The sequence below is a fragment of the Polaribacter dokdonensis genome (assembly GCF_024362345.1).
Taxonomy (GTDB): Bacteria; Bacteroidota; Bacteroidia; order Flavobacteriales; family Flavobacteriaceae; genus Polaribacter; species Polaribacter dokdonensis.
In genome coordinates, this window is record NZ_CP101505.1 from 1,141,655 (window position 1) to 1,166,901 (window position 25,247).

Genomic DNA, 25,247 nt, shown 5'->3' on the forward strand with positions numbered 1-25,247 from the left:
CGAAATAATTTTTAGGGGTATTAATTTAAGACTATTGATCCCAAGAGCTGACGTAAGTCAGCTCTTTTTTTATGGAAATTATGTTTTCGATTTCAATAAAAACCTTCGTATTTTTACATTATAAATTTTTAACATGGCTAAAGACTTAAGTAATTACAGAAAATCTTATGACAAACAAGAACTGCTAGAAAGTAATTGTCCAGAAAATCCAATGGAACTTTTTCAGACATGGTTTAAAAATGCTGATGATTCTGAAACCGTAGATGAAACCAATGCTATGAATATTTCTACGATAGGCAAAGATGGTTTTCCTAAGAATAGAATTGTACTTTTAAAGAAAATAACTTGGGAAGGTTTTATCTTTTATACAAACTACACTTCTGAAAAAGGGCAAGCTATAGAAGCAAATAATAATATCTGCTTATCGTTCTTTTGGCCAGGATTAGAACAACAAATAATTATTAAAGGTAAAGCCGAGCATTTAGCCGAAAATTTATCTGATGGTTATTTTAAATCTAGACCAGATGGAAGTAAACTTGGAGCTTGGGCTTCAAACCAAAGTACAGTAGTATCATCTAGAGAAGAGCTAGAAAAAAACTTAAATATGTTCGAAAGAAATTTCGAAGGCAAAGAAATACCAAGACCAAAACATTGGGGAGGTTATTTGACAAAACCAATTTCTATAGAATTTTGGCAAGGAAGGCCAAACAGATTACATGATAGAATAAGATATACCTTACAAGAAGATTTTTCTTGGAAATTAGAAAGATTAGCCCCGTAAATATTTATATTTACAATTCAATATCCGCCAAATGAAAACATTATATATCGTTCGTCATGCAAAATCTTCTTGGAAATATTCAGGAATAAATGACATAGACAGACCATTGAAAAAGAGAGGTATAAAAGACGCTCACTTAATGTCTAAAGTACTTAACAAAATGGTTGATAAACCAGATGTTTTTATCTCTAGTAGTGCAAACAGAGCTTTGCATACAGCTGTAATTTTCTGCGAAAACTTTGGTTTCCCTCATTTTAATCTTCAAATTAAAAGGCAATTATATAGTTTTAGCGATGGCTATCTAGTTAAGACCGTTAATGCATTAGATGATGGATTTAATTCTGCTATTATTTTTAGTCATGATCATGGTATTAATACCTTTGTAAATGAATTTGGAAACAGACCAATTGCACACGTTACAACTTGTGGTATAATTGGTCTTAAGTTTAAAGAAAAACATTGGAAAAATATTCGCAGAGGAGAAACTTTTTTAGTTGAATTTCCAAAAAATCATAAATAAATTCCCTTGTTAGACATAAAAAAATACGGAGCTATAGATATTGGTTCTAACGCAATACGTTTGTTAATTGCCAACGTTATTGTAAAAGATGAAAAAGAAACGCAGTTTAAAAAATCATCTTTAGTTCGTGTGCCAATTCGTTTAGGAGCAGATGCTTTTGTAAATGGTGTTATAAGTGAAGAAAACACCACAAGAATGATAGAAGCTATGAATGCTTTTAAATTATTAATGAATGTTCATAAAGTAGAACGATATAAAGCTTGTGCTACATCTGCAATGAGAGAAGCCTCAAATGGAGCTGAAGTTGCTAAAAAAATTGAGGAAGAAACAGGTATTAAAATCGATATTATTGGAGGTAAGGAAGAAGCTAGTATTATTTCTTCTACAGATCTAGATGAACTAATACAAGGTAATAACTCATATTTATATGTAGATGTTGGTGGAGGAAGTACCGAATTTACAGTATTTTCTGAAGGTAAAATAATCACCTCTAAATCTTTTAAAATGGGTACTGTCCGTTTATTAAACAATAAGAAATCTGTAAATAAAGAGATTTTTGCCAATGTTGAAAAATGGATTCATAAAAACACCAAAGACTTAAAGAAACTATCTCTAATTGGTTCTGGAGGTAATATCAACAAACTTTTTAAAATGTCTGGCAGAACAGAGGGTAAACCTATTTCATACATTTATTTAAATGCTCAGTATCAATTCTTGAAAAAAATGAGTTATCAAGATAGAATTGTAGAACTTAGCTTAAACCCTGATAGAGCTGATGTAATTATACCTGCTACTAAAATCTACTTATCAGCAATGAAATGGAGTGGAGCCAGAAAAATATATGTTCCTAAAATTGGACTTTCTGATGGTATTATTAAAAGTTTGCATTACAACAAACTATAAAATATAATATTTCCTAAAAATTTATAAATGTTTTTAGTACATTTGGCACACTGTATTTACTATAAATAAAGACTTTGACTAATGTTTATCCCAATGAAAAAAATTCTATTTAGTGCAGCTTTCATGTTGTTAGCAACTGTTGCTTTTGGACAAGATTTACCCGATAATCCAGAACCAGGAAAGTGTTATGTACGTTGTAAAACTCCAGACATTTATAAAAACGAAACGATTAACGTAGCTGTATCACCAGAATATAAGAAAATTGTTTCTTATCCTGCAGAGTACGAAACCATTCAAGAAAAAGTTTTGGTTAGAGAAGCTGGAGAAGAAATTTTAATTGTACCTGCTGTTTGGGGAACTCAAGAAGTTACCTACTATGAAAAAGAAGATGGTACAAAAATAGAAATAGAAAAAGCTAGTTTTTTACAAGGTTTTGAAACTGTAGAAACTAGAGCAGCTACTGCAAAATGGGAAATGAGTGAAAAATTACCAGATTGTGAATCTAGCAATCCAGATGATTGTAGATATTGGTGTTATAAGCCAGTACCTGCAGAATTTAAAACTATGCCAGTTGAAAAATTAGCAAGTGATGCTAAAGTAAATAAGATTCGTATTCCTGGTGTTACAAAAACTTACATTAGAAAAGTAATGGTTAAGCCACCATCTACTTCTATTGTAAAAACTGAGCCAGAATATAAAACAATTACAAAAACAACATTGGTTAGAGATGCAAGAACTGAAGAAGTAATTGTACCTGCAGTATTTAGATCTATTACAAAACAAGTGTTAGTAGAAAAAGGAGGTTTATCTTCTTGGAAAGCTGTAGATTGTTCTTTAATCGATAATACTCCTTTACCAATTAACTGGGATTTTTCTAGTGCAACTTTAAACGAAGGTGCAAAACAAATTATAGATGCAAGATTATTACCAATTGTTAAAGATGGTGTAGCTGTATTTATTGAGTCTCATACAGATATGAGAGGTACTAAGAGAGATAATCAAGAATTATCTGATAGAAGAGCTAAGGCTGTTACAGATTACTTAATTTCTAAGGGTATCAATGCAACTCAATTATATGCTAAAGGTTTTGGAGAAACAAGATTATTAAACAAATGTGCTGATGGTGTTGTTTGTTCTGAATCTGAACATGCAGTAAACAGAAGAACTACTTTTAGAGTAGTGAATCAAAAATAAAATTAAAAGCAAAGCATAAAAAAAACCGAAGTAAATTTTACTTCGGTTTTTTTATTTCTAAAATTTCTGAATGACAGACTGTATAAATGGATAATAATACTCAGTCATTATATAACCACTTTTTTCAGCTATTTTTCGACCTCTGTGATTTACAAAAATTAAGGTTGGGAAAGAATTTACTTTAAATTTCTTTTTTAAATATAAATTCTCACTCAGCTTATCTTGAGTTAATAAATCTTGTTGTCTTGGAATATCTACCTCTAACAAAATTAATTCTTTGTCTGAAAATTCTTTGAACTTTTCTGTATGAAATAATTCTTTATCCAAACGAATGCATGGTCCACACCAATCTGAACCTGTAAAATAAATAAGAACTGGTTTGTTTTCTGTTTTAGACCTTTTTAAGGCCTCTTTGTACGTTAACACCCAATTCAAACGATCTGAAATGTCGTTAATAGCTAATTTCTCTGTTTTAGTTTCCTGTGGGTAAGTCAATAAAATTGCAAAAATGCAAAGTAGGGGAAACATTACTTTTTTCATCATAATGTGTTTTTAAATTTATCAAATGTATCAAAAAAAATCTAAAAATTGCAAATAATGAGTTCAATAGACACCTAAAGCAACCTCAATTATTCAAATTATATAAATTTACACCTATTGAATTAAGTATGAGACTATTAAAATTAGAGGCATCATTATTTAAAAATGCAGTTCTAATTTCTAAATAAGAAAGTTCTGTTATTTTATTTTGTAATCGTGTATAATCTTTCTCTGTAGTTAGAATTAATTTATCCTTCGAATTAATTTCACTGAATTTAGAAGTAATATCCTGTATATTTTTATCGGTAAAATGATGATGATCAGGATAATTCAAATGAGTAAAATTAATAGCATTATCACTTAGAAAGCTAAGTAAAGGCTTAGGATTTGCAATCCCTGTAACTAGCAATAAGTGTTTGCTTTTTAAAGCATCAATAGTAAGATTTAAACTACCAGATATTTTATCAGCATAAGCAATGGTGCTAAAAAAAACTGGTTTATTAAATAGTTGTAGCTTCTTTTTAATTTTGTCTTGTTCTAATATTGATAAATTTGATGGACATTTAGTTACAACAATAACATCTGCTCTTGCTGCTCCTGCCCTATTTTCTCTTAAATTACCTGTTGGTAAAAGAAAATCATCAATAAATAAATCGTTATACTTTGTAAGTAAAACATAGCAACTACCTTTTACTTTTCTATGTTGATATGCATCATCTAGCAAAATAATATCTGGAGATTTACTTTGAATTAATTGCTGAATTCCTTCTACTCTATTCTCATTTACAGCAACATTTAGGTTAGCAAACTTTTTATAATATTGCAAAGGTTCATCTCCTATATCTGAAGCTGAATGATTATTATTAGCTAAAATATATCCCTTGGTTTTACGACCATAACCTCTACTTAAAATTGCAACTTTAAACTTCTCTTGTAAGATGCTTACTAAGTATTCAACTTGTGGTGTTTTACCTGTTCCACCAACACTTAAATTCCCAACCACAATTACAGGCAGTGAAAACTTGACAGATTTCAAGATGTTTTTCTCAAACAAAAAATTACGAATCGCTGTAATTATATCATATATAATCGCAAATGGAAAGAGTAAAAATCGTAGAATTTTCATTACTGTAAAAATACATTAAAAATGTTAACTTTGATTTTCAATAATTTGATAAATGACAGTAAAAGACGTTACAAATTACATAGAAGAACTAGCTCCTTTAAAGTATGCTGAATCTTTTGACAATGTAGGATTATTAATAGGAGACTATAGCACAAAAGTATCAGGAGTTTTAGTAACATTAGATACTTTAGAAGACACTGTAGATGAAGCTATAGCTAAAAACTGTAATTTAATTGTAAGCTTTCATCCAATAATTTTTGGAGGTTTAAAAAAGATAAATGGCAATTCTTATGTAGAAAGAGTGGTTTTAAAAGCCATTAAAAATGATATTGCAATTTATGCAACACATACTGCTTTAGACAATTCTAAAAATGGAGTTTCTGCTAAGATGTGCGAAGTTTTAGGATTAGAAAACACTCAAATACTAATACCAAAAAAAGGCATAATCAAACAATTAAACACCTATGTACCTGATGAAAAAGCTGAGCAACTTAGAACTGCACTTTTAGAGGTAAACACAAATACTATTGGTAATTATGATAATTGTTCTTTTAGTAATTTAGGCGAAGGCACTTTTCAAGGAAATGAAAATGCAAACCCTACTTATGGTAAAAAAGGAGAATTACATACTGAAAAAGAAACTAAAATTTCTATAGTTTTTGAAAGTAAAGATGAAAAAGCAATTATAAATGCTTTAAAAGAAAATCATCCTTATGAAGAAGTAGCCTATGAAATAATCTCTACTGAAAATGTACATGAAAATATAGGAATGGGAATGATTGGTGAATTCAAAATTGAAATGGATGAATCTGAGTTTTTGCATTATCTTAAAAAAACAATGCAAACTGATTGCGTAAGACATTCTGCATTATTGAATAAAACCATTAAAAAAGTAGCTGTTTTAGGAGGCTCAGGAAGTTTTGCTATAGACAATGCAAGAAGTGCTGGTGCAGATGCTTATGTAAGTGCAGATTTTAAGTATCATGAGTTTTTTAAGGCAGAAAAAAAGATTCTTTTGGCAGATATTGGTCATTATGAGAGTGAACAGTTTACAAAAAACCTTTTGGTTGATTATCTTACAAAAAAATTTAGTAATTTTGCAATCATTTTATCAGAAAAAAGTACAAATCCTATACATTATATATAAACATGGCAAAGAAGAAAGAAGTTTCGGTTGAAGAAAAATTAAGAGCTTTATATGATTTACAATTAATAGACTCTAGAATTGACGAAATTAGAAACGTAAGAGGAGAATTACCTTTAGAAGTTGAAGATTTAGAAGATGAAGTTGCTGGTTTAAATACACGTATTTCTAATTTAGAAAAAGATGTTTCTAGTTTAGAAACAGATATCAACAATAAAAAATTAGCCATTGATGAGTCTAAGTCATTAATGAAAAAATACGAAGAGCAACAACAGAAAGTTAGAAATAACAGAGAGTTTGACTCTTTATCTAAAGAGATTGAGTTTCAAGATTTAGAAATTCAATTAGCAGATAAAAGAATTAACGAATTTAAAGCTAAAATTGCTCAGAAATTAGAAGTGATTGATGCTACAAAAGAAAAGTTAGCTAAGCAAGAGCAACATTTAGGTCATAAAAAATCTGAGTTAGATGCTATCTTAAAAGAAACTGAAAAAGAAGAATCTCTTTTAATTGAAAAATCTAAAGAGTTTGGAGAGTCTTTAGACAAGCATTTATACTCTGCATATAATAGAATTAGAACTAAAGTTAAAAATGGTTTAGCTGTTGTTGCTATTGAACGTGGAGCTTCTGGAGGTTCTTATTTTACAATTCCACCTCAAGTGCAGTTAGAAATAGCAAACAGAAAGAAAATTACAATTGATGAGCACAGTGGACGTATCTTAGTTGATGCTGCTTTAGCTGAAGAAGAAAAAGAAAAAATGGATAAATTATTTTCTTAGTCTAAGTCTAATATATTTATAAAAAAACTCGAAGCGAAAGCTTCGAGTTTTTTATTTGACTTATTTCTAAATTAAAAATCTAGTTTCCTTAAATAATCCATTTTTAAATTCCAAATAGCTAAATCTTTTCTATGTTTTTCTACTTGGTTTTTTACGTTTTTAACTAAAGGATTATCATCTGTAGCATTAGAGAAAAAACCTAAGTTATTCTCTAACTGCTGAATTTCTTTATTTATTTCATCTTGTCTTTTGCGAATAAATTGCTGTTCTGAAACTAATTTTCTAGTATCGTTATCGGCTAAATAAGAATCGATTAAGTTCGTAAACTTTAACATTGCTACTTCTTCTTTATCTAGTGATAAATTTTCTAGCATTTTGTCTATGTGCTTATTAAACTCCTCTTTTAAGTTTCCAGAATTTTTAGGTAAACTTCCTAGATTTCTCCATTTATCAATCGCTTCTAATACTGCTTCTTTAGACTCTTTTTTAGATTCCTTTAAAGTTTCTAAAAATTCTTTTTTAGCAACAACAACTTTTTCCTGTTCTTTGCTTATTGCATTTTTTTGATTATTTAATCTATCAAAATAATAATTACAGGCGCTTTTAAACTTTTTCCAAATATCATCAGAAAATTTACGAGGAACATGCCCTATTTTTTTCCAATCTGCCTGAATTTTTTTCATAGCATTTGTAGCCATTTGCCAATCTTCACTATCTTTTAAAGATTCTGCAATTTCTATAAGCGCCATTTTTTTCTTTAAATTTTCTTGCTGCTCGTTTTTCTCTTGTTTGTAAAACGTATTCTTTGCAGTATTAAATTTCTTGGTTGCTTGCTTAAACTTTTGCCAAACTTCCTCGCTTTTATTGAAAGGTAATTTACCTGCTTTAAAATATTGTTGTCTTAATTTTTCTACTTCCTTAATACTCTTCTGCCAATCATTGTGTGTTTTATTACCAGAAGTATCATAGGCGTGCAAAAGAGCAATAACTTCTAATTTCTTTTCAACAATTTCTTGAAACTTAGATCGCATTTCTTTAAAATACTCATGTCTTTTGTCATGAATTTTCTTTGTTGCATCACTAAATTTTTGCCAAATTTCTTCACGCATTTCTTTGGCCACTGGTCCAATATCTTCTTTCCAGCTTTTATGTAATTCTTGCAATTCTTTAGATGCATAATTTACATCTGCTTCATTGGCTAAAGCTTTCGCTTTTTCTATAATTTTAAGTTTTTCTTCTAAATTATATTTAAAATCTAAATCTCTTAAATCATTGCTTAAATTTAAAAGATCATAAAAACGCTCTACATGATGATGATAGGTTTTCCAAGTATCATTATAATGTGATTTTGGAACAGGGCCTATTGCTCTCCACTTTTCTTGAATTGCTTTAAAATCTTTATACATTGTTGTAGCCTCTGCATTTTCTATTAAAGCTTTTAGGCTCTCAATAACATCATTCCTTTTATCTAAATTTTGATTTAATTGAATATCTATTTCTTTATAAAAGGCATCTCTACGTTTTTTATAATCAAAAAGTAAATCATTATACTCAGATTTTAAAGGGCTAGAAAACTTAAAGTCGATTGAATTACCACCTTCTGCTAAAAACTGTGCTTTTTTCTCTGCTAAAAGAGCTCCAAACTTCTTGTTAAATTCGCTTTTAATACTCTCTACAGCATTTTTAACTGTCTGCACAGGGTAATTGTTTAAAACAGACTTTAAACTAACTAATAACTCTTCTAAGCTTTTCTCTGAATAATTTTCTACTTGAATTTCTTTGTTATCACTTGATTCAGTATTTACAACTTCATTAGCACTGTCTACTGAGTCTACTTCAATCTCAGAATTATCTTCTGAAGATACAACTACCTCATTTTTAGCTTCTAATTTTGTTTCTTCTGAATTAACAGGGGTTTCGTTTTGAACAACTTTCTCTTGATTATCTAACATATCTACAATGTTTAAAGGTCTTTATATAATAATATAATTATATAGTCATCAAAATTACTCACAACTTACAAAAATAACAAGGTTTAATTATAGCAAAAATTTATACTGTAATTAAGAATTCCAAATTCGCCAAGATTCCTCTGCCTGTAGCTCTAGCATTTCATATCCGTTCTTAATTGCTGCGCCTTTTTCTTTGCCATTTGACAAAAATTTAGAAACCTCTGGATTGTAAATTAAATCGTAAAGCAGATGCTTAGATGTTAAAAATTGGTAAGGTATAGCTGGACAATTATCTATATCTGGTGAAGTTCCTAATGGGGTTGAGTTTACAATTACAGTATAATCCTCTATAATTTCTTGTGATAAATCAGCATATGATATTTGTTTTTTGCCTTCAGGATTTCTTGAAACAAACTTGTATTTAATATCATTACGTTTTAATGCATAAGCAATGGCTTTAGAAGCACCACCTGTACCCAAAATTAATGCTTTTTTATGGTGTTTTTTCAATAAAGGTTTAATTGACTTTTCAAAGCCAACAACATCTGAGTTGTATCCTTTTAAATTTCCTCTTTTAGTAATTTTAATGGTATTTACAGCTCCTATTTCTTTAGCGGTTTTATCTATCTTATCTAAATAAGGCATTACCTCTTCTTTATAAGGAATGGTTACATTTATACCTCTTACTCCTTCATTATCTTCTAAAATAGTCGGAAAATCATCGATTTTAGGCAAATCAAAATTAACATAATTGTGATTTTCTAAATTCAGTTGTGTAAACTTTTTACTAAAATATCCTCTTGAAAACGAGTAAGAAATATCTCTACCTAATAAACCAAATAACCTACTTTTTTCTTCTTTTGCCATAATAATCTATAATAAGTACTAATGCTATACCAATTAAAATAAATAATATTGCTACAAATGTTTCTGTTTTAAATAACTCTGGCATAAAACGCTCAAAGTTTTCAACAACTTTATTACCTTCTTTATCTATTAAAACTTGTCCATTTTCTTGAACATATATTTTCTCTTTCCAAGGCCAAACAATACCTAAAGAACCTGTTATAAACCCAATGATAACAGCATTTACAATCTTGTTATATTTCTTTAAAACATAACCCAAAACGTGAGAGATAGAAACTAAACCAAAAGCAGAACCTGCTGTAAAAACCGCAATAATTTTTAAATATTTTACTTTAATGGAATCAGATAATACCTCGAAATTACCAATAGCCAAATTGGTTAATACATTTAAAAGTACGTTTACTGAATCTACTAACAATAGCACATAATTACCCAATAAAATAAGTATGAAAGACCCTGATAAACCTGGCAAGGTCATACCAGAAACACCTATAATTCCACAAAGAAAAACAAACCATAGGTTATCATTTTCTTTAGCTGGTTTTAAAAAGCTAATGGCTAAACCTAATGTAATTCCTATAATTAAAGATATAAAACTGGTTCTGTTCCACTTCCCAAAATCTTTACCAATGTAATAAATTGAGCCAATAATCATTCCAAAAAACCAACTCCAAACATAGAGCTCAAAATGTTTTAAAAAATAGTCTAAAATAAGTGAAATACTAAAATAGCTAAAGATACTTCCACCCATTATCAACATAATAAATTGTGCATTGGTGTATTGAGAGAATCTTTTAAAATTCCCAGCAATTAAAAGTTTAAATGCTTTTAAATTAATTTTTTGAAAAGAATAGATTAAATCTTCATAAAAGCCAAGCACATAAGAAACTGTTCCACCAGAAACACCAGGTACTTTATTGGCAGCACCCATTGCTAATCCTTTAAAGAATAGTTTAGCTTTTTGCAGAAAAGTTCTTTCTTGTTGCATTTATTTTTTTTGTACTGCTAATCTCTCCATTCCTAAAATTAAGGCAAAACCAATTAATGCCAATAGACCAGCCAATAGTAATTGAGCATCACCATCAAAATTAGAAGGCAATACACTTTGTTGATTAAAAGGTACTTGTTCTCCATGCGAATTTGTTCTCCAAGTAATTGTTTCTTTCCAAGGCCAAATTTTATTTAAAGAACCAATAATAAATCCTGTTAGAACAGCAAGAGTGTACTCTTTATAATGATTAAATAACCATTTCAAAATTTTCGAAAATGATAATAAACCAACGATTGCTCCTAAACCAACAACTGCTATGGTTTTTAAGTCTTTATCACTAACAGCAGATAAAATAGGCTTGTAGGCGCCTAAAAGCACCAATATAAACGCACCTGAAATACCAGGTAAAATCATTGCACAGATTGCTAATGCACCTGCAATAAACATGAATAAAAGTGATGAATTCTCACTTACTAAAGGGTTTAAAGTTGTTATGTAATATGCTGTAAAAGCACCAATAATTAGTACTAAAACAGTTATAAAATTCCATTTTTTTATTTGTTTGGCTATATAAATAATACTTGCTAAAACCAATCCAAAGAAAAAAGACCAAAGCAAAATAGGTTCATTTTCTAATAAATATTTAATGGCTTTAGCCAAAGAAACAACACTGATAAATATTCCAGTAAATAAGGCCAATAAAAAATTTCCATTTAATTTTTTCCAAGCAGATTTAAAACCTTCATCCTTTAAGGTTTTAAATAAATCTAGATTTATATTACTTATTGAGCTTAATAGCTCTTCATAAATACCAGATATAAAAGCAATTGTACCTCCAGAAACTCCTGGTACAACATCTGCTGCACCCATTGCCATTCCTTTAAGACCTATAACTATGTAGTCACTAATTTTTCTGCTCATTTAATAGAAATTTCTTTGTTTAACGAATATAAAATTTTTTTTAGATAATAGAAGATTTCATACTAAGGTATCTAAAAAAAAGTTCTATTTTTATATTAATAAACTATAACTAATACATAACCAAATAATTACTAAAACATGAAATCTTATTCTATTTCATTATTATCACTTTTATCCTTTATTATTTTACTACTATCTTGTAGTAAAGAAATTCCAAAATCTCAAGCAACCGTTTATTTTAATGGAAACATTATAACTATGGAAAGTGAAAAACCTTCATATGTAGAAGCTCTAGTTGTAAGAGATGGAAAAATAGAATTTGCAGGAAACTCTGAAGAAGCAATGAAAACTGCTGGTTTAGGGCATAAAATGATTAATTTAAAAGGTAAAACGATGTTACCTGGTTTTATTGATGGTCATGCTCATTTCGCAAATTTTGCAGCACAAGCAATAGGAGCACAAATATTACCTCCACCAGATGCAGGTGCAAAAGACATACCTACTTTACTTGCCATTTTAAATGAATGGAACACAGAAGAAAACAGAGCCTTAACTGGTTGGATTTTTGGAAGCGGTTTTGATGATTCTGTTCTATTAGAAAAAAGATTTCCAACTAAGGAAGATTTAGATAAAGTTTCTACAGTACACCCAATAATGATTGTACATATTTCTGGTCATTTTGCATCATTAAACTCTAAAGGGTTAGAGCTATTAGGCATTACAAAAGACACTAAGAATCCTGATGGTGGAATCATAAGAAGAATGCCAAACAGCCAAGAACCAAATGGAGTATTAGAAGAATTAGCTGCAATTCCTTTTTATGCTAAAGCATTAACTCCAGCATCAGAAGAAGCACTTTTAAAATTTATGGATGCTGGTCAGGAAATGGCTTTATCATATGGTTACACTACAGCTCAAGAAGGTAGAGCTATGGAACAGCATGATTTATTAGCAACTTTTGCGGAAAAAGGCTTTTGGAAAATTGATGTTGTATCTTATATAGATTACGCTTTTCAGGAAAGCATGAATAGTAAATGGAATAAAAAAGACTATGAAAATCATTACAGAATTGGTGGAATGAAATTAACTTTAGATGGTTCTCCTCAAGGAAGAACTGCTTGGAGAACAAAACCATATTTGCTTGCTCCTCATAATGCTGTACCAAATTATTTAGGCTATCCAGCAATTCCAAAAGATGAAGATGTTTTAGCCATATATGAAAATGCATTTAAAAATAATTGGCAAATACTAACACATGCAAATGGAGATGCTGCTATGGATCAAATGATTCGTACAATGACAAAAGCTGCAGAAAAATATGGTAATAATAATCGAAGAAATGTTTTAATTCATGGGCAATATGTTAGAGATGATCAGTTGGATTCATTTAAAGAATTAAACGTAATTGCATCATTATTTCCTTTGCATACATTTTATTGGGGTGATTGGCATCAAGAAATTATTGGAGGAGAATTAGGGCAAAAAATTAGTCCAACAAGAACTGCACTAAACAAGGATTTAAAAATCTCTATTCATACAGATGCACCAGTAGCTTTACCTAATTTAATGAGAGTTGTTTGGACAGCTGTAGAAAGAACATCTAGAACAGGCAAAATAATTGGAGAAAGTGAAAGGTTAACTCCTTACGAAGCTTTAAAAGCAATTACAATTTGGTCTGCTTATCAACATTTTGAAGAAGATAGCAAGGGTTCTTTAACTGCTGGTAAATTAGCAGATCTAGTTATTTTAAATGAAAACCCATTAACTGTTGAACCTAGTAAAATAAAAGATATAATTGTTTTAGAAACCATTAAAGAAGGCAAATCAATCTATAAAAGACAGTAGTTTATCTCAGCATATTTATAAATAACTCTTAGTTCGAGATTTGATTTTTTCTTATTCTTCTTATCTTTGAGAGAACTTAAAAAAAATAAAATGAAATTTAAATCTATAAGTTTAGCACTAGTTGCAGTTCTTATAATTTCGTGCAAAACTGAAGTTAAAAAAACTTCTAATAAAAAAATGGAAATTGCAGAAAATATTAAAGAGCAATCTGAAACAGAAATTACTCCAATTAGCCATGCTACAACAGTATTAGAATTCGATGATACTATTATTTATCTAGACCCTACAGGAGGTGCTGAAGCTTTCTCAGATTTTGAAAATCCAGATTATGTATTAATTACAGATATTCATGGAGATCATATGAATTTAAAAACGCTAAATGCTTTAACTCTAGAAAACGCTACAATTATTGCTCCTGAAGCTGTTGCCAAAGAAATTAGTGCAGTAAAAGCTAAAGAAGTAATCGTAATTAATAATGGTGAAGAAAAATCGTTTTCTAATTTTGATATTGAGGCAATACCTATGTACAATTTAAGAGAAGAAGCTCTAAAATTTCATAGTAAAGGAAGAGGAAATGGTTATGTTTTAACCATTAACGATGAAAGAATTTATTTCTCTGGAGATACAGAAGACATCCCAGAGATGAGAAGTTTAGAAAATATAGACAAGGCTTTTGTTTGTATGAACTTACCTTACACTATGCCAGTAGAAAATGCTGCAAGTGGTGTTTTAGCATTTAAACCAAAACAGGTTTACCCTTATCATTACAGAGGTACAAATGGTTTGAGTGATATTAATAAATTTAAAGAATTGGTTAACAAAGGTGATGCTAACATAGAAGTTGTACAATTAAATTGGTACCCTAACAGAAATTAATAACTACGTAAACTATATAAAATTATGAAAAAAATAAGTCTATTAATAGTACTTTTTGCAATTGCAATCTCTTGTACAAAAAGTGAAGAAAAAATTGCAGAAGCAACAATATCTGCTAAAAGCGGAAGCTCTGTAAGTGGGATTGTAACCTTTACACAAGTTGATGGAAAAGTTATGATGAAAGCAGATTTAAAAGGATTAACTCCTGGTACACATGCTATTCATATCCATGAAAAAGGAGACTGTTCTTCTGATGATGGAAAATCTGCAGGAGGTCATTGGAATCCAACACAAGATAACCATGGTGAATGGAAACATGGAGAATTTCATAGTGGAGACATTGGTAATTTAGAAGCGGATGAAAATGGAAATGCTACAATAGAGAAAGAGAGTGATTTTTGGTGTATTGGTTGTGAAGATGATGCCAAAAACATTGTTGGACATGCAATTATTGTTCATGCAGGTACAGACGATTTTAAATCTCAACCTTCAGGTGCTGCTGGTGCTAGAGTTGGTTGTGGAGAAATTATGGAAAAATAATTTTCCAATTATTAATAAAAAAAGGTCACTATAACTAGTGACCTTTTTTTATAAACAATGTTTTCGTTTAATATTCTAAACCAATTTTAGCCCTTACTTCATCTAAAGTTTTCATTAATTCTTTAGAAAAATCATAAGTCATTATTGGACTTTCTTTTTTACCATCTCTTAACAATTGACTAAAATGATCAGTTTCAAAATTATAACCAATACTCTTATAATTAAAATCTAAAGTTTCAGATTGACCGTCTTTTATAACTTTAACTGTTGATGGTTCATGAAATCTTGTATTTATTTTTACTTCAGCTTTTTCGAATGTAAAAATAGCCTCAGTTGGTGTTTCTTCTATCAAAGTACTTTTTAAATAAGCTTTTGCATTCTTGTATTGAAAAACAATATCACAAGAAGAATCTGCTCCATTTTCAAAAAATGTTGCGTTTGCTTTTATACCTAATGGTTTACCTAAAGTGCTTAAAGCTGCAAAGATTGGATAAATACCAATATCTAACAAAGAACCACCACCAACTTCTTTTTTAAATACTCTACTATCTGTATTATATTCAGTTACAAATCCAAAATCGGCTTTTAAATCAATTAAATTACCATATTTTTTCTTTTGATAAAGATCTAGTACAAATTGGTAATGAGGCAAAAAATAAGTCCAAAGTGCCTCCATTAAAAGTACATTATTGGCTTTTGCTACAGCAATCATTTCATGTACTTCATTAGAGTTCATTGCAAAAGGCTTTTCACATAAAACTGCTTTTTTGTATTTTAAACACAAAATAGAATGCTCTTTATGAAAACTGTGAGGTGTTGCAATATATACTGCATCTACATTTGGGTCTTCAGCAAGTGCTTTATACGAGTTATAGGCATTATCTGCCTTAAATTTATTGGCAAATTCATTTGCTCTATCTTGACTTCTAGAAGCTACAGCAACCAATTTTACGTTACTTACATTTGCTAAATCTGTTGCAAATCTATCTGCAATTTTACCAAGACCAATTATTCCCCAATTAATAACTTTATCACTAGCCATTATACTTCATTCAATTTTAAATCATTTTTATTTTTAAAAAGTGTTTGAATTAAAATTGCAATTCCCATTACTAAAACACAGCCTAATAAATTAAGCCATAAATAAGGTAACCAATCTAAAATAAAAACCAGGATGATTATAATTTGTGTAATTACTGCTGCAATAAAAACCGCATTTCCTCTTACAAATTTTATAAAAAATGCAAGCAAAAATATCCCTAGAACATTTCCGTAAAATATAGATCCAATAATGTTAACTAGCTGAATTAAGTTATCGAATAAATTAGCAATACAAGCTACAGAGATTGCTATAATTCCCCAAGCTAACGTAAACCATTTGGAGGCTTTTACATAATGCTCCTCACTTTTATCATCCTTTACATTTCTTTTGTATAAATCAATGGCAGTTGTACTTGCTAATGCATTTAACTCTGAAGCTGTAGATGACATGGCTGCAGATAAAATAACTGCCAATAACAAGCCTATTAAACCTCTAGGAAGATTATTTAAAATAAAATGGATAAAGACATAATCTTTATCATTAGATTCTATTTTTTTAAAATCTTTTTGTTGATTTAAAATAGCAACTAACTCTTTGGCTTCTTCTTTTAAAGTGAAATCTTTATCATTTAAAACTTTTATTTGTTCTCTTTCTCTATCTTGAACACCATCAATAAAAAGCATTCTTTTTTCGTCTTCAATTTTAGCATGTTCACTTTCTAATTGCTGAAATTTACTGCTAAATTTAGAGTTAGCAATTGCATCATTAACCTTTGGATTAAAATTTAAAGGTGATGCATTAAATTGATAAAAAACGAAAACCATGACACCAACAAGCAGTATAAAAAATTGCATTGGCACTTTAAGTAAGCCATTAAAAATTAGACCTAGTTGACTTTCTCTAACAGATTTACCAGACAAATAACGTTGAACCTGACTTTGATCGGTACCAAAATAGGACAACATTAAAAATGTTCCACCTAAAATTCCTGTCCAAACAGTATATCTATTATTTAAATCAAAAGAAAAATCTAAGACTTCCATTTTTCCACTTGCACCTGCAATATCTAAAGCTCTACTAAAAGTTATATCTTCAGGAAGTTGGCTCATGATCATAAAAAACGCTACCAACATTCCAAAAAATATAATAATCATTTGCTGTTTTTGAGTAACATTTACTGCTTTTGTACCTCCAGAAACTGTGTATATAATTACTAAAAAACCTATTATAATATTTAACACCAATAAATCCCAACCTAAAACAGCCGATAAAATAATAGCTGGTGCAAAAATGGTAATACCTGCTGCTAAACCTCTTTGTACCAAAAATAAAATAGCTGCTAAACTTCTTGTTTTTAAATCGAATCTTCCTTCTAAAAACTCATAAGCAGTGTATACTTTTAACTTATGGTAAATTGGGATAAAAACTGCGCAAATAACAACCATAGCTATTGGTAAACCAAAGTAAAATTGCACAAAACCCATTCCACTATGAAAAGCCTGACCTGGAGTTGACAAAAACGTTATTGCACTTGCTTGTGTAGCCATAACAGAAAGACCAATTGTCCACCATTTAGAATCACTACCACCTTTTATATAGTCTGTAACATTGCTGTTTTTGCGAGTTACATAAGTACCATAAGCAACTATGAATACTAAAGTTACAGATAGAATAATCCAATCTACGTAATGTAATTTACTTGCTACTTCCATAAATTAATTTGTAAAATGGTTTGTAATTAAATAGAATAAAATCAAATAAATTAGATTCGCTATTAAAACGAAAGTGTAAACTTTTTCCCACTTGTATTTAGGTTTTTCCATACGTTTCATTTTATATAATTAGCAATATTTTTTTATTCTTTACCCACACTTAGCATGTTTGCAAATAATTTATAGGCTCCAGAAACACCTGCAGGTAATTCTCTAAAAAAACTTAAACCTGTATAAATATAATTTCCTTTGCCATATTTGGCAATTAGCAAACTACCTAATTTAGGTGTTTCTCCTTTATCTTTCATTGATAAAATTGGTGTGTATTGATCACTCCACGCAATTGGAAAATACAAACCTCTTTCTTGAACCCATCCTTTAAAATCATTCTCAGTAATTTTATTCGGAAAATTTAATAAAGAATTATTTGGATCTAATACAGTAACCTCTGCAAATTCGTCTGTAACTCTATCTCTAGATAATTTAAGCTGATAAGGTGCTTGTACATCTACTCCTCTATTTGTATTGTATTGCACAATCATATTACCACCGTTTTTTACATATTCTAACAAATGTTTTTGTTTGAACTTCAATTCACTTACAACATTATAAGCTCTAATTCCTAGAACAATGGCATCAAATTGCTGTAAATTTTTATCGTTTATTTCTGATGGATTTATCTCAATAACATTATAACCTATTTGTTGTAAACTTTCTGGAACAGCATCGCCTGCACCTTTTATATAACCAATATTATTACCTTTCTTTTCGATATTTAATCTAACAATTTTAGCTTCAGAATTTTTAAGTACGGTTTGTTTTGGAATATGATTGTAATTAATTTCTATCAACTCTTTCGTAAAAGTTTCTCCTTTAGATTTTGCAATTACTTTTAAATTTCCTTCAGATTGATTTTTAGGAGGAATAACCATAAAAACAACTACTTGCTTGTCATTTTTTTGTGCAATATTAAAAGTGATTTCTTTGGGTGAAACAGACCAGTCTTTTGGCACTTCTAATTGTACATTACCCGTTACAAAATTCGCTCCTGCTCTAACCTCAACTTCTACTTGTTTAGCAATACTATCAGAAAAAATTATTACTTTATCTTTTAGTTTAGTTGTAACACTTGGTACTATTTCAAAAGGCTCGTAAATCTCTCCTTTATCACGTTTTGAATACCTTCTAATTACATTTTTGGTAATAGTAATTGGCACATAGTTTATTACCAAATTAAAATCTATTGTAATTTCTCTAGGTGTTTCTGGTTTACCAATTAATGTTCTATCATGTACAGAATACATTCCTAGAGAAGCTTCTTTCCTCAACCAATAAGGATCTGAAAAATTAGCTCCTTTTAAAGAAATACTCTCTTTAAAATTCTGTTTTACATTTTTTGACAAACTTACCCCTTTAAAGATTTTTGATGCTGTGTTATTTGCTGTAATGGATGTTAACTCTACTGCAACATCACTTCTATTAATTACTTCAAAATTTACATCAATTTTTGAATTAGGAACTGCTGTTGAACTAACTGCAGATGCTTCTAAATATAAACCTAAACATGCTTCTATAATTTCTTTAATTTGAGTCGTCTTGATTTTTTTCCAATGTTCATCTTCTAACTTATTTATCAAAGAATAAGCTTCTAGTAACTTTGGTATGTGCTTAGCAGGATTTGTAAAATCAAAATTTTCTTCAACATCGTATAAAATATCACCAACTTCACCTCCGTTTTTTACACGATTCCAAGTAGTGTTAATTCCAGAGAAAATATCATTTTTATCTTTAGGTGCTTCACCTTTTAAAAACTCTACGTACTCTGTTTGAGTACCTCTTGTTGTTAGTCTTCCAAAACCTTGGCACAAGTGCTGACTGCTAGCCATAGATGCTAATTCGTTATTAGAAAGTCCTTTTAGAGGATAATAAACTCCTACATCAAATTGGGTGAAGTTTTTAGAAGCTTCTTTAAACTCGTCTCTATTTCTGTAAAACCAAGATGATGTATTAAAAAACAATCTTTTAGGTTGCCATGTTTCTGTAAATTTTAATTGATCTGCAAACTGCTTTTCATCATTTACTAAATCAAAAGCTTCTACACTTAACATTGCAGAACTAGTATGATGACCATGAGTTGTACCTGGAGTTCTATGGTTAAATCTATTAATAATTACATCTGGTTTAAAAGTTCTAATTGCCCAAACTACATCACTTAATACTTCTTTTTTATTCCAAATTTCTAAAGTTTCATCTGGATGTTTAGAATAGCCAAAATCATTTGCTCTTGTAAATAACTGTTCTCCTCCATCTACGCTTCTAGCTGCAAGCAACTCTTGAGTTCTAATAACGCCCAATAACTCTCTAATTTCTGGCCCTATTAAATTCTGACCTCCATCACCTCTTGTTAAAGATAAATAACCAGTTCTTGCCTTAACTTCATTTGCTAAGTATGCAATTAAACGAGTATTTTCATCATCTGGATGTGCAGCTATATAAAGAGCAGTTCCTAAAAAGTTTAATTTTTGAACCTTTTCAAAAATTTCATTTGAAGTTAATTTATTAGGTTGCTGAGCAAAAAGTGTTGTAAACATCAGCAATACTGCTGAAATTGAAAGGAATAATTTCTTCATTTTTTGTAGTTGATAACACACAAATGTAGTTTTTTTAATCAGTAAAAAAGTGCGTATTAACATAATTATAACGTTTTTAAAAACATGAACAAAATGCTCATAACCTGTTAATAAATTAATTTTAAAAGTCGCTTTTTAAGATTATATTTGTAAATCAAATTAAGAAAAATAATCAATGAAATTTATTGTATCGAGTTCACAACTTTTAAAGCAATTACAAGTTTTAGGAGGCGTTATAAATAGCAACAACACCTTACCAATTTTAGACAACTTTTTATTTGAATTATCTGAAAATCAACTTAAAGTTTCTGCTTCAGATTTAGAAACTACAATGAGTTCTGTTGTAGATGTAGAGAGTGATAGTTCTGGTGCCATTGCAGTTTCTGCACGTTTGTTATTAGATACATTAAAAACATTTCCAGATCAACCTTTAACTTTTAAAACTGAAGGTGATAATACTATAGAAATTAGTTCTGATCAAGGTAAATATGATATGGCTTATTTTGGTGGTGATGAATTTCCAAAAGCGGTTTCTTTACCTAGCCCAAGCAAAACAGTTGTGCCTGCAAATATTTTAGGTACTGCAATTTCAAAAACAATTTTTGCTGCTGGTAATGATGATTTAAGACCAGTAATGAGTGGGGTGTTTTTTCAATTTAGTTCTCAAAGTTTAACTTTTGTAGCTACTGATGCTCATAAATTGGTAAAATATTCTAGAACAGATGTTACTGCAGATCAAACTGCAGAATTCATTATGCCAAAGAAACCTTTAAATTTATTAAAAGGTATTTTAGGTGGTTCTGAAAGTGATGTAACTATTGAATATAATGATGCAAACGCAAAATTTACTTTTGATAATATTGTATTGGTTTGTAGATTAATTGATGGTAAATATCCAAATTACGAAGCTGTTATACCAAAAGAAAATCCGAATAAATTAACTGTAGATAGAGCATCATTTTTAAACTCTGTTAGGCGTGTTTCTATTTTCTCTAGCAAAACTACACACCAGATTCGTTTAAAAATGGCTGGTACAGAATTAAACATTTCTGCAGAAGATTTAGATTTCTCTAACAAAGCAGATGAACGTTTAAGTTGCGATTATCAAGGTGATGATATGCAAATTGGTTTTAACTCACGCTTTTTAAGTGAAATGTTAAACAACTTAAGTTCTAGCGAAGTTTTAATTGAAATGTCTTTACCAAATAGAGCAGGTATTTTAACACCTATTGATGGCACAGATGAAGGTGAACAAGTAACTATGCTTGTTATGCCAGTAATGCTGAACAACTAGTTTTAGATAGTTTTTATTTAAAACATTTTAAATATTAAAACCACAATAAATCTGATTTTAAACTCAGAATTTATTGTGGTTTTTTGATTACTTTTACTTGCATGAATTTCTTAGCTCATCTCTATTTATCAGAAAATAACACCAATATTATGATTGGTAATTTTATTGCAGATCATGTAAGAGGAAATAATTTCACGCATTTTAGTAATGAAATTCAACAAGGTATTTTTCTGCATAGAGAAATTGACACCTTTACAGATGCACATCCTATTGTAAGAAAAAGCAAAAGACGTTTACACAAACGTTACAGGCATTATGATGGAGTAATTATAGATATTTTCTACGATTACTTTTTGGCTAAAAACTGGAGTAACTATTCAGAAATACCCTTAGAACTTTACACACAAGCTATTTATAAATTATTTAAGGAGAAATCTTTAGAACTTCCTGTAAAATCTCAGAACTTTATTAGATATATGATTGAATATGATATTTTATACAATTATCAATTTAAAGAAGGGATTGCTAAAGTTTTAAATGGAATGAATCACAGAACCAAAGGCAAATCTCAAATGAATTTAGCAATTGAAGATTTAGAAATATTACAAGAAGAATTAGAAGAAGATTTTAATTTATTTTTCAAAGATTTGCATGCCTTTACCAAAATCAAATTAAAAGAAATTCAATCTGAATTATGAGAAATATACTAAGTCTATTATGCTTTACAATTGTTTTAATTTCTTGTAAAGAACAAACTGAGATTGGTTTAATTACAGAAAAAGCAATGGTAGTTTCTGCAAGAGTTGAGGCTTCAGAAATAGGTTCATCAATTCTAAAAAAAGGTGGTAATGCTTATGATGCAATGGTTGCTACACATTTTGCATTAGCAGTGGTATATCCTGTTGCTGGTAATATTGGAGGAGGTGGTTTTATGGTGTATAGAAATAACGATGGCACAAAAGGAGCTTTAGATTTTAGAGAGAAAGCACCTATTACTGCTCACAAAGACATGTATTTAGATTCATTAGGTAATGTTATCAAAAATAAAAGTGTTTTAGGTGCACATGCAGTGGGTATTCCTGGTTCTGTTGCTGGTGTTTTTGAAGTACATCAAAAATTAGGGAGTTTACCTTTTTCTGATTTGGTTCAACCAGCCATTGATTTAGCAAAAAACGGAATTACAATAACTAAAAAACAAGCCAAAGATTTAAACAATGCTACTGAAAGATTTAGAAAAGTAAATAATTATCAAACTATTTTTGATAAAGAATGGAAAGCAGGTGACACTCTTATTCAGAATGAATTAGCACAAACTTTAGAACGAATTAGAGATTTTGGTAAAGATGGTTTCTACAAAGGTAAAACTGCAGATTTGTTGGTAAATTACATCACTGAATTAGGAGGGATAATTTCTCATAAAGATTTAGAAAACTACAAAGCTATATGGAGAAAACCTATTGAATTTTCTTACAAAGGTCATGACATTACTTCTATGACTTTACCTGCAAGTGGTGGTATTTGTTTGGCCCAGATTTTAAAATCTATAGAACCTTATAATCTTACTCAAATAGAGCATAACTCAACAAAATATATTCAATTATTAACAGAGGCAGAAAGACGTGCTTATGCAGATAGGGCTCATTATTTAGGTGATATTGATTTTGTAGATGTTCCTTTAGATAGTTTAGCAAATACCAAATATTTAAAAAAGAGAATGAACTCTTTTTCTTGGGATAAAGCTACACCTTCATCAGCAGTTTCGCATGGTAAAATTCTAGGATATGAAAGTGATGAAACCACCCATTATTCTATTGTAGATCAATTTGGAAATGCAGTTTCAGTAACAACCACTTTAAATACAGGTTATGGTTCTAAAGTATTAGTAAAAGGTGCTGGTTTTTTTCTGAATAATGAAATGGATGATTTTTCCAGCAAACCTGGTGTCCCAAATGTGTATGGTTTGGTTGGTTCTAAAGCAAATGCAATAGCTCCAGAAAAACGAATGTTAAGCTCAATGACTCCAACAATCGTAGAAAAAGATGGTCAATTAAAAATGGTTGTTGGTACTCCTGGAGGTTCTACAATTATAACTTCTGTTTTGCAAAATATTCTTAATGTTGTCGATTATAAAATGGGCATGCAAGAATCTGTAAATAAACCACGTTTTCATCATCAATGGTTACCAGATGTAATAAGAATGGAACCTAATGGATTTGATGATAACACAAAAACGAGGCTTAATGATTTAGGCTATGATTTACTAGAAAGAAACTCTTTAATCATTGGTAGAGTTGATGCAATTTTAGTCTTGCCAAGTGGAAAATTAGAGGCTGGAGCTGATAAAAGAGGTGATGATGCAGCAGCAGGATTTTAAATCAATAAATAATGCGTAAAATTTTATATCTTCTTTTAGCTATCATTCTTTTTACCAATTGCAAAACCGAAGAATTTACAATACTAAACTTAAGAGAATCAAAGCATAAATTTCCAAAACAAATATTTGAATTTCCAGTTTTAAATGGTAAAAAGAATATTACAGACAATATTAATAGGCAACTAATCCAATCTCTTTTTGATATAAACGTTAAATCAGATTACAAAAAGGTTTTCCAAAATGCTTGGGCTACTAAAGAGAGTTCTATAAATAATCTATCATTTCTTAACTATAAAATAAACGCTTTAAATGAACAACTATATTCGGTTACTTTTTATACTGAAGGTTGTGGAGCTTATTGCGAAGAATATGAACAAAGTTATAATTTTGATATAAAAAGTGGAAACAAAATAATTCTAGATTCTTTATTTACGTTAACAGGGAAAAAGAAATTCTTAAAAAATATATCAAATCAAAAAAGTAAAGAAATTAATAATTACATAACTTGGTTAGAGAAAGAGCAAAAATCAAAAGAAAATCAATCAATAGAATTATATAGAACTTGCTTAAAAAGTTTACCCTTTAAATCTTTAGAATATGTAGACTTTAAAATAAAAAAAGATTCCATAATTTTAGCATCAGACAGATGTTCAAATCATGCAATGAGAGCTCTAGATAATTTAGGAGATTATACATTTACTTTTCATAAATCAGATCTAAATATTCTATTGAATGATTATGGAAAAAATTTACTTAAAACCAGTAATTAAAAATGACACAAGCCTTCCACCTAGCAATACCCGTTCAAAATTTAGAAAAATGTAGAACTTTTTATAGAGATGTTTTACAGTGTGAAGAAGGCAGATCTTCAGATGATTGGGTAGATTTTAATTTCTTTGGCCATCAATTAGTAATTCATCAAAAAGAAGGTTTTACCTCCGATCGTATTTCTAATCCTGTAGATGGTAAAGACGTCCCTGTCCCTCATTTTGGAGTAGTTTTAACTTGGAATGATTGGCATACTTTAGCTGATAGATTAAAAGAACTAAAAACCAAATTCATTATAGAACCAGGAATTCGTTTTGAAGGCAAAGTTGGTGAACAAGCTACCATGTTTTTTAACGACCCAGAAAACAATGCTTTAGAGTTCAAAGCGTTTAAAGATGAAAGTCAATTATTTGCTAAATAGTTAAAACTTTTGTGATTTTTTTAAGTT

23 protein-coding genes are annotated in these 25,247 nt (G+C 29.6%); 14 read left to right on the forward strand and 9 right to left on the reverse strand.

Features of this window, described 5'->3' with window-relative positions; all coding sequences use genetic code 11:
- Positions 1-133 precede the first annotated feature (133 nt).
- The 4 genes from pdxH (at position 134) to LPB302_RS05200 (ending at position 3,398) form a co-directional block, all read left to right on the forward strand.
- The gene (gene pdxH, locus LPB302_RS05185) at positions 134-781 is read left to right on the forward strand and encodes a pyridoxamine 5'-phosphate oxidase (protein WP_053972742.1); all 648 of its coding nucleotides are present in this window, start codon (positions 134-136) and stop codon (positions 779-781) included.
- Between the two features lie 31 nt (positions 782-812).
- The gene (locus LPB302_RS05190; protein WP_053972743.1) at positions 813-1,301 is read left to right on the forward strand and encodes a SixA phosphatase family protein; all 489 of its coding nucleotides are present in this window, start codon (positions 813-815) and stop codon (positions 1,299-1,301) included.
- Between the two features lie 6 nt (positions 1,302-1,307).
- Positions 1,308-2,204, forward strand: coding sequence for a Ppx/GppA phosphatase family protein (locus LPB302_RS05195; RefSeq protein ID WP_053972744.1), 897 nt, complete (start codon positions 1,308-1,310; stop codon positions 2,202-2,204).
- Between the two features lie 93 nt (positions 2,205-2,297).
- Entirely contained in the window at positions 2,298-3,398 is a 1,101-nt protein-coding gene (locus LPB302_RS05200) for an OmpA family protein (protein ID WP_053972745.1), read from the forward strand.
- Between the two features lie 57 nt (positions 3,399-3,455).
- Here LPB302_RS05200 and LPB302_RS05205 read toward each other — a convergent pair whose 3' ends face one another.
- Together LPB302_RS05205 and lpxK are read right to left on the reverse strand one after the other, a co-directional pair.
- Positions 3,456-3,941: a thioredoxin family protein gene (locus LPB302_RS05205; protein WP_082329751.1), complete on the reverse strand. Its 486-nt coding sequence runs from the start codon at positions 3,939-3,941 to the stop codon at positions 3,456-3,458.
- Positions 3,942-4,023: 82 nt separating this feature from the next.
- Positions 4,024-5,064 (reverse strand): tetraacyldisaccharide 4'-kinase, encoded by a 1,041-nt coding sequence (lpxK, locus tag LPB302_RS05210; protein WP_053972747.1) that lies wholly within the window; start codon positions 5,062-5,064, stop codon positions 4,024-4,026.
- A gap of 52 nt (positions 5,065-5,116) precedes the next feature.
- Here lpxK and LPB302_RS05215 point away from each other — a divergent pair, with 52 nt between their 5' ends.
- The gene (locus LPB302_RS05215; protein WP_053972748.1) at positions 5,117-6,211 is read left to right on the forward strand and encodes a Nif3-like dinuclear metal center hexameric protein; all 1,095 of its coding nucleotides are present in this window, start codon (positions 5,117-5,119) and stop codon (positions 6,209-6,211) included.
- 2 nt (positions 6,212-6,213) lie between these two features.
- Positions 6,214-6,987 (forward strand): zinc ribbon domain-containing protein, encoded by a 774-nt coding sequence (locus tag LPB302_RS05220; protein WP_015480691.1) that lies wholly within the window; start codon positions 6,214-6,216, stop codon positions 6,985-6,987.
- A 71-nt stretch (positions 6,988-7,058) separates the two neighbouring features.
- Here the strand turns inward: LPB302_RS05220 and LPB302_RS05225 are convergent, their stop codons facing one another.
- From LPB302_RS05225 to LPB302_RS05240, 4 genes are all read right to left on the reverse strand, one after another.
- A complete protein-coding gene (locus LPB302_RS05225) occupies positions 7,059-8,939 on the reverse strand; it encodes a DUF349 domain-containing protein (RefSeq protein WP_053972749.1) in 1,881 nt (626 codons plus the stop codon).
- Positions 8,940-9,050: 111 nt separating this feature from the next.
- Entirely contained in the window at positions 9,051-9,806 is a 756-nt protein-coding gene (locus LPB302_RS05230) for a shikimate dehydrogenase family protein (RefSeq protein WP_053972750.1), read from the reverse strand.
- Positions 9,784-10,794 carry a DUF368 domain-containing protein gene (locus tag LPB302_RS05235; protein ID WP_053972751.1) on the reverse strand — a complete coding sequence of 337 codons (1,011 nt, stop codon included), beginning with the start codon at positions 10,792-10,794 and terminating at the stop codon, positions 9,784-9,786. Before LPB302_RS05235 ends, LPB302_RS05230 begins: the two co-directional genes overlap by 23 nt.
- A complete protein-coding gene (locus tag LPB302_RS05240) occupies positions 10,795-11,718 on the reverse strand; it encodes a polyprenyl-phosphate transporter (protein ID WP_053972752.1) in 924 nt (307 codons plus the stop codon).
- A 138-nt stretch (positions 11,719-11,856) separates the two neighbouring features.
- Between LPB302_RS05240 and LPB302_RS05245 the strand changes: the two genes are divergently transcribed.
- The 3 genes from LPB302_RS05245 (at position 11,857) to LPB302_RS05255 (ending at position 14,979) form a co-directional block, all read left to right on the forward strand.
- A complete protein-coding gene (locus LPB302_RS05245; RefSeq protein WP_053972753.1) occupies positions 11,857-13,563 on the forward strand; it encodes an amidohydrolase in 1,707 nt (568 codons plus the stop codon).
- Positions 13,564-13,653: 90 nt separating this feature from the next.
- Positions 13,654-14,439, forward strand: a complete 786-nt coding sequence (locus tag LPB302_RS05250; protein ID WP_053975244.1) for an MBL fold metallo-hydrolase — start codon at positions 13,654-13,656, stop codon at positions 14,437-14,439.
- 24 nt (positions 14,440-14,463) lie between these two features.
- Positions 14,464-14,979, forward strand: a complete 516-nt coding sequence (locus LPB302_RS05255; protein ID WP_053972754.1) for a superoxide dismutase family protein — start codon at positions 14,464-14,466, stop codon at positions 14,977-14,979.
- A 67-nt stretch (positions 14,980-15,046) separates the two neighbouring features.
- On the opposite strand, the gene LPB302_RS05260 is transcribed toward LPB302_RS05255, so the two are convergent.
- The 3 genes from LPB302_RS05260 to LPB302_RS05270 all read right to left on the reverse strand — a co-directional run bounded on the left by LPB302_RS05260 (position 15,047) and on the right by LPB302_RS05270 (position 20,363).
- The gene (locus LPB302_RS05260; RefSeq protein ID WP_053972755.1) at positions 15,047-16,021 is read right to left on the reverse strand and encodes a Gfo/Idh/MocA family protein; all 975 of its coding nucleotides are present in this window, start codon (positions 16,019-16,021) and stop codon (positions 15,047-15,049) included.
- A complete protein-coding gene (locus LPB302_RS05265) occupies positions 16,021-17,733 on the reverse strand; it encodes a sodium:solute symporter family protein (protein WP_053972756.1) in 1,713 nt (570 codons plus the stop codon). Before LPB302_RS05265 ends, LPB302_RS05260 begins: the two co-directional genes overlap by 1 nt.
- A 143-nt stretch (positions 17,734-17,876) precedes the next feature.
- Positions 17,877-20,363 carry a PIG-L family deacetylase gene (locus tag LPB302_RS05270; RefSeq protein WP_053972757.1) on the reverse strand — a complete coding sequence of 829 codons (2,487 nt, stop codon included), beginning with the start codon at positions 20,361-20,363 and terminating at the stop codon, positions 17,877-17,879.
- Between the two features lie 175 nt (positions 20,364-20,538).
- Here LPB302_RS05270 and dnaN point away from each other — a divergent pair, with 175 nt between their 5' ends.
- The 5 genes from dnaN to LPB302_RS05295 all read left to right on the forward strand — a co-directional run bounded on the left by dnaN (position 20,539) and on the right by LPB302_RS05295 (position 25,220).
- Complete coding sequence (gene dnaN, locus LPB302_RS05275; RefSeq protein ID WP_053972758.1) at positions 20,539-21,657, forward strand: DNA polymerase III subunit beta; 1,119 nt, start codon at positions 20,539-20,541, stop codon at positions 21,655-21,657.
- Between the two features lie 101 nt (positions 21,658-21,758).
- Positions 21,759-22,355, forward strand: coding sequence for an acyl carrier protein phosphodiesterase (locus tag LPB302_RS05280; RefSeq protein WP_422903160.1), 597 nt, complete (start codon positions 21,759-21,761; stop codon positions 22,353-22,355).
- The gene (gene ggt / locus LPB302_RS05285) at positions 22,352-24,031 is read left to right on the forward strand and encodes a gamma-glutamyltransferase (RefSeq protein ID WP_176966508.1); all 1,680 of its coding nucleotides are present in this window, start codon (positions 22,352-22,354) and stop codon (positions 24,029-24,031) included. Before LPB302_RS05280 ends, ggt begins: the two co-directional genes overlap by 4 nt.
- Before the next feature lie 11 nt (positions 24,032-24,042).
- Positions 24,043-24,801 (forward strand): hypothetical protein, encoded by a 759-nt coding sequence (locus LPB302_RS05290; RefSeq protein ID WP_053972760.1) that lies wholly within the window; start codon positions 24,043-24,045, stop codon positions 24,799-24,801.
- A 2-nt stretch (positions 24,802-24,803) separates the two neighbouring features.
- The gene (locus LPB302_RS05295) at positions 24,804-25,220 is read left to right on the forward strand and encodes a VOC family protein (protein ID WP_053972761.1); all 417 of its coding nucleotides are present in this window, start codon (positions 24,804-24,806) and stop codon (positions 25,218-25,220) included.
- Positions 25,221-25,247 lie beyond the last annotated feature (27 nt).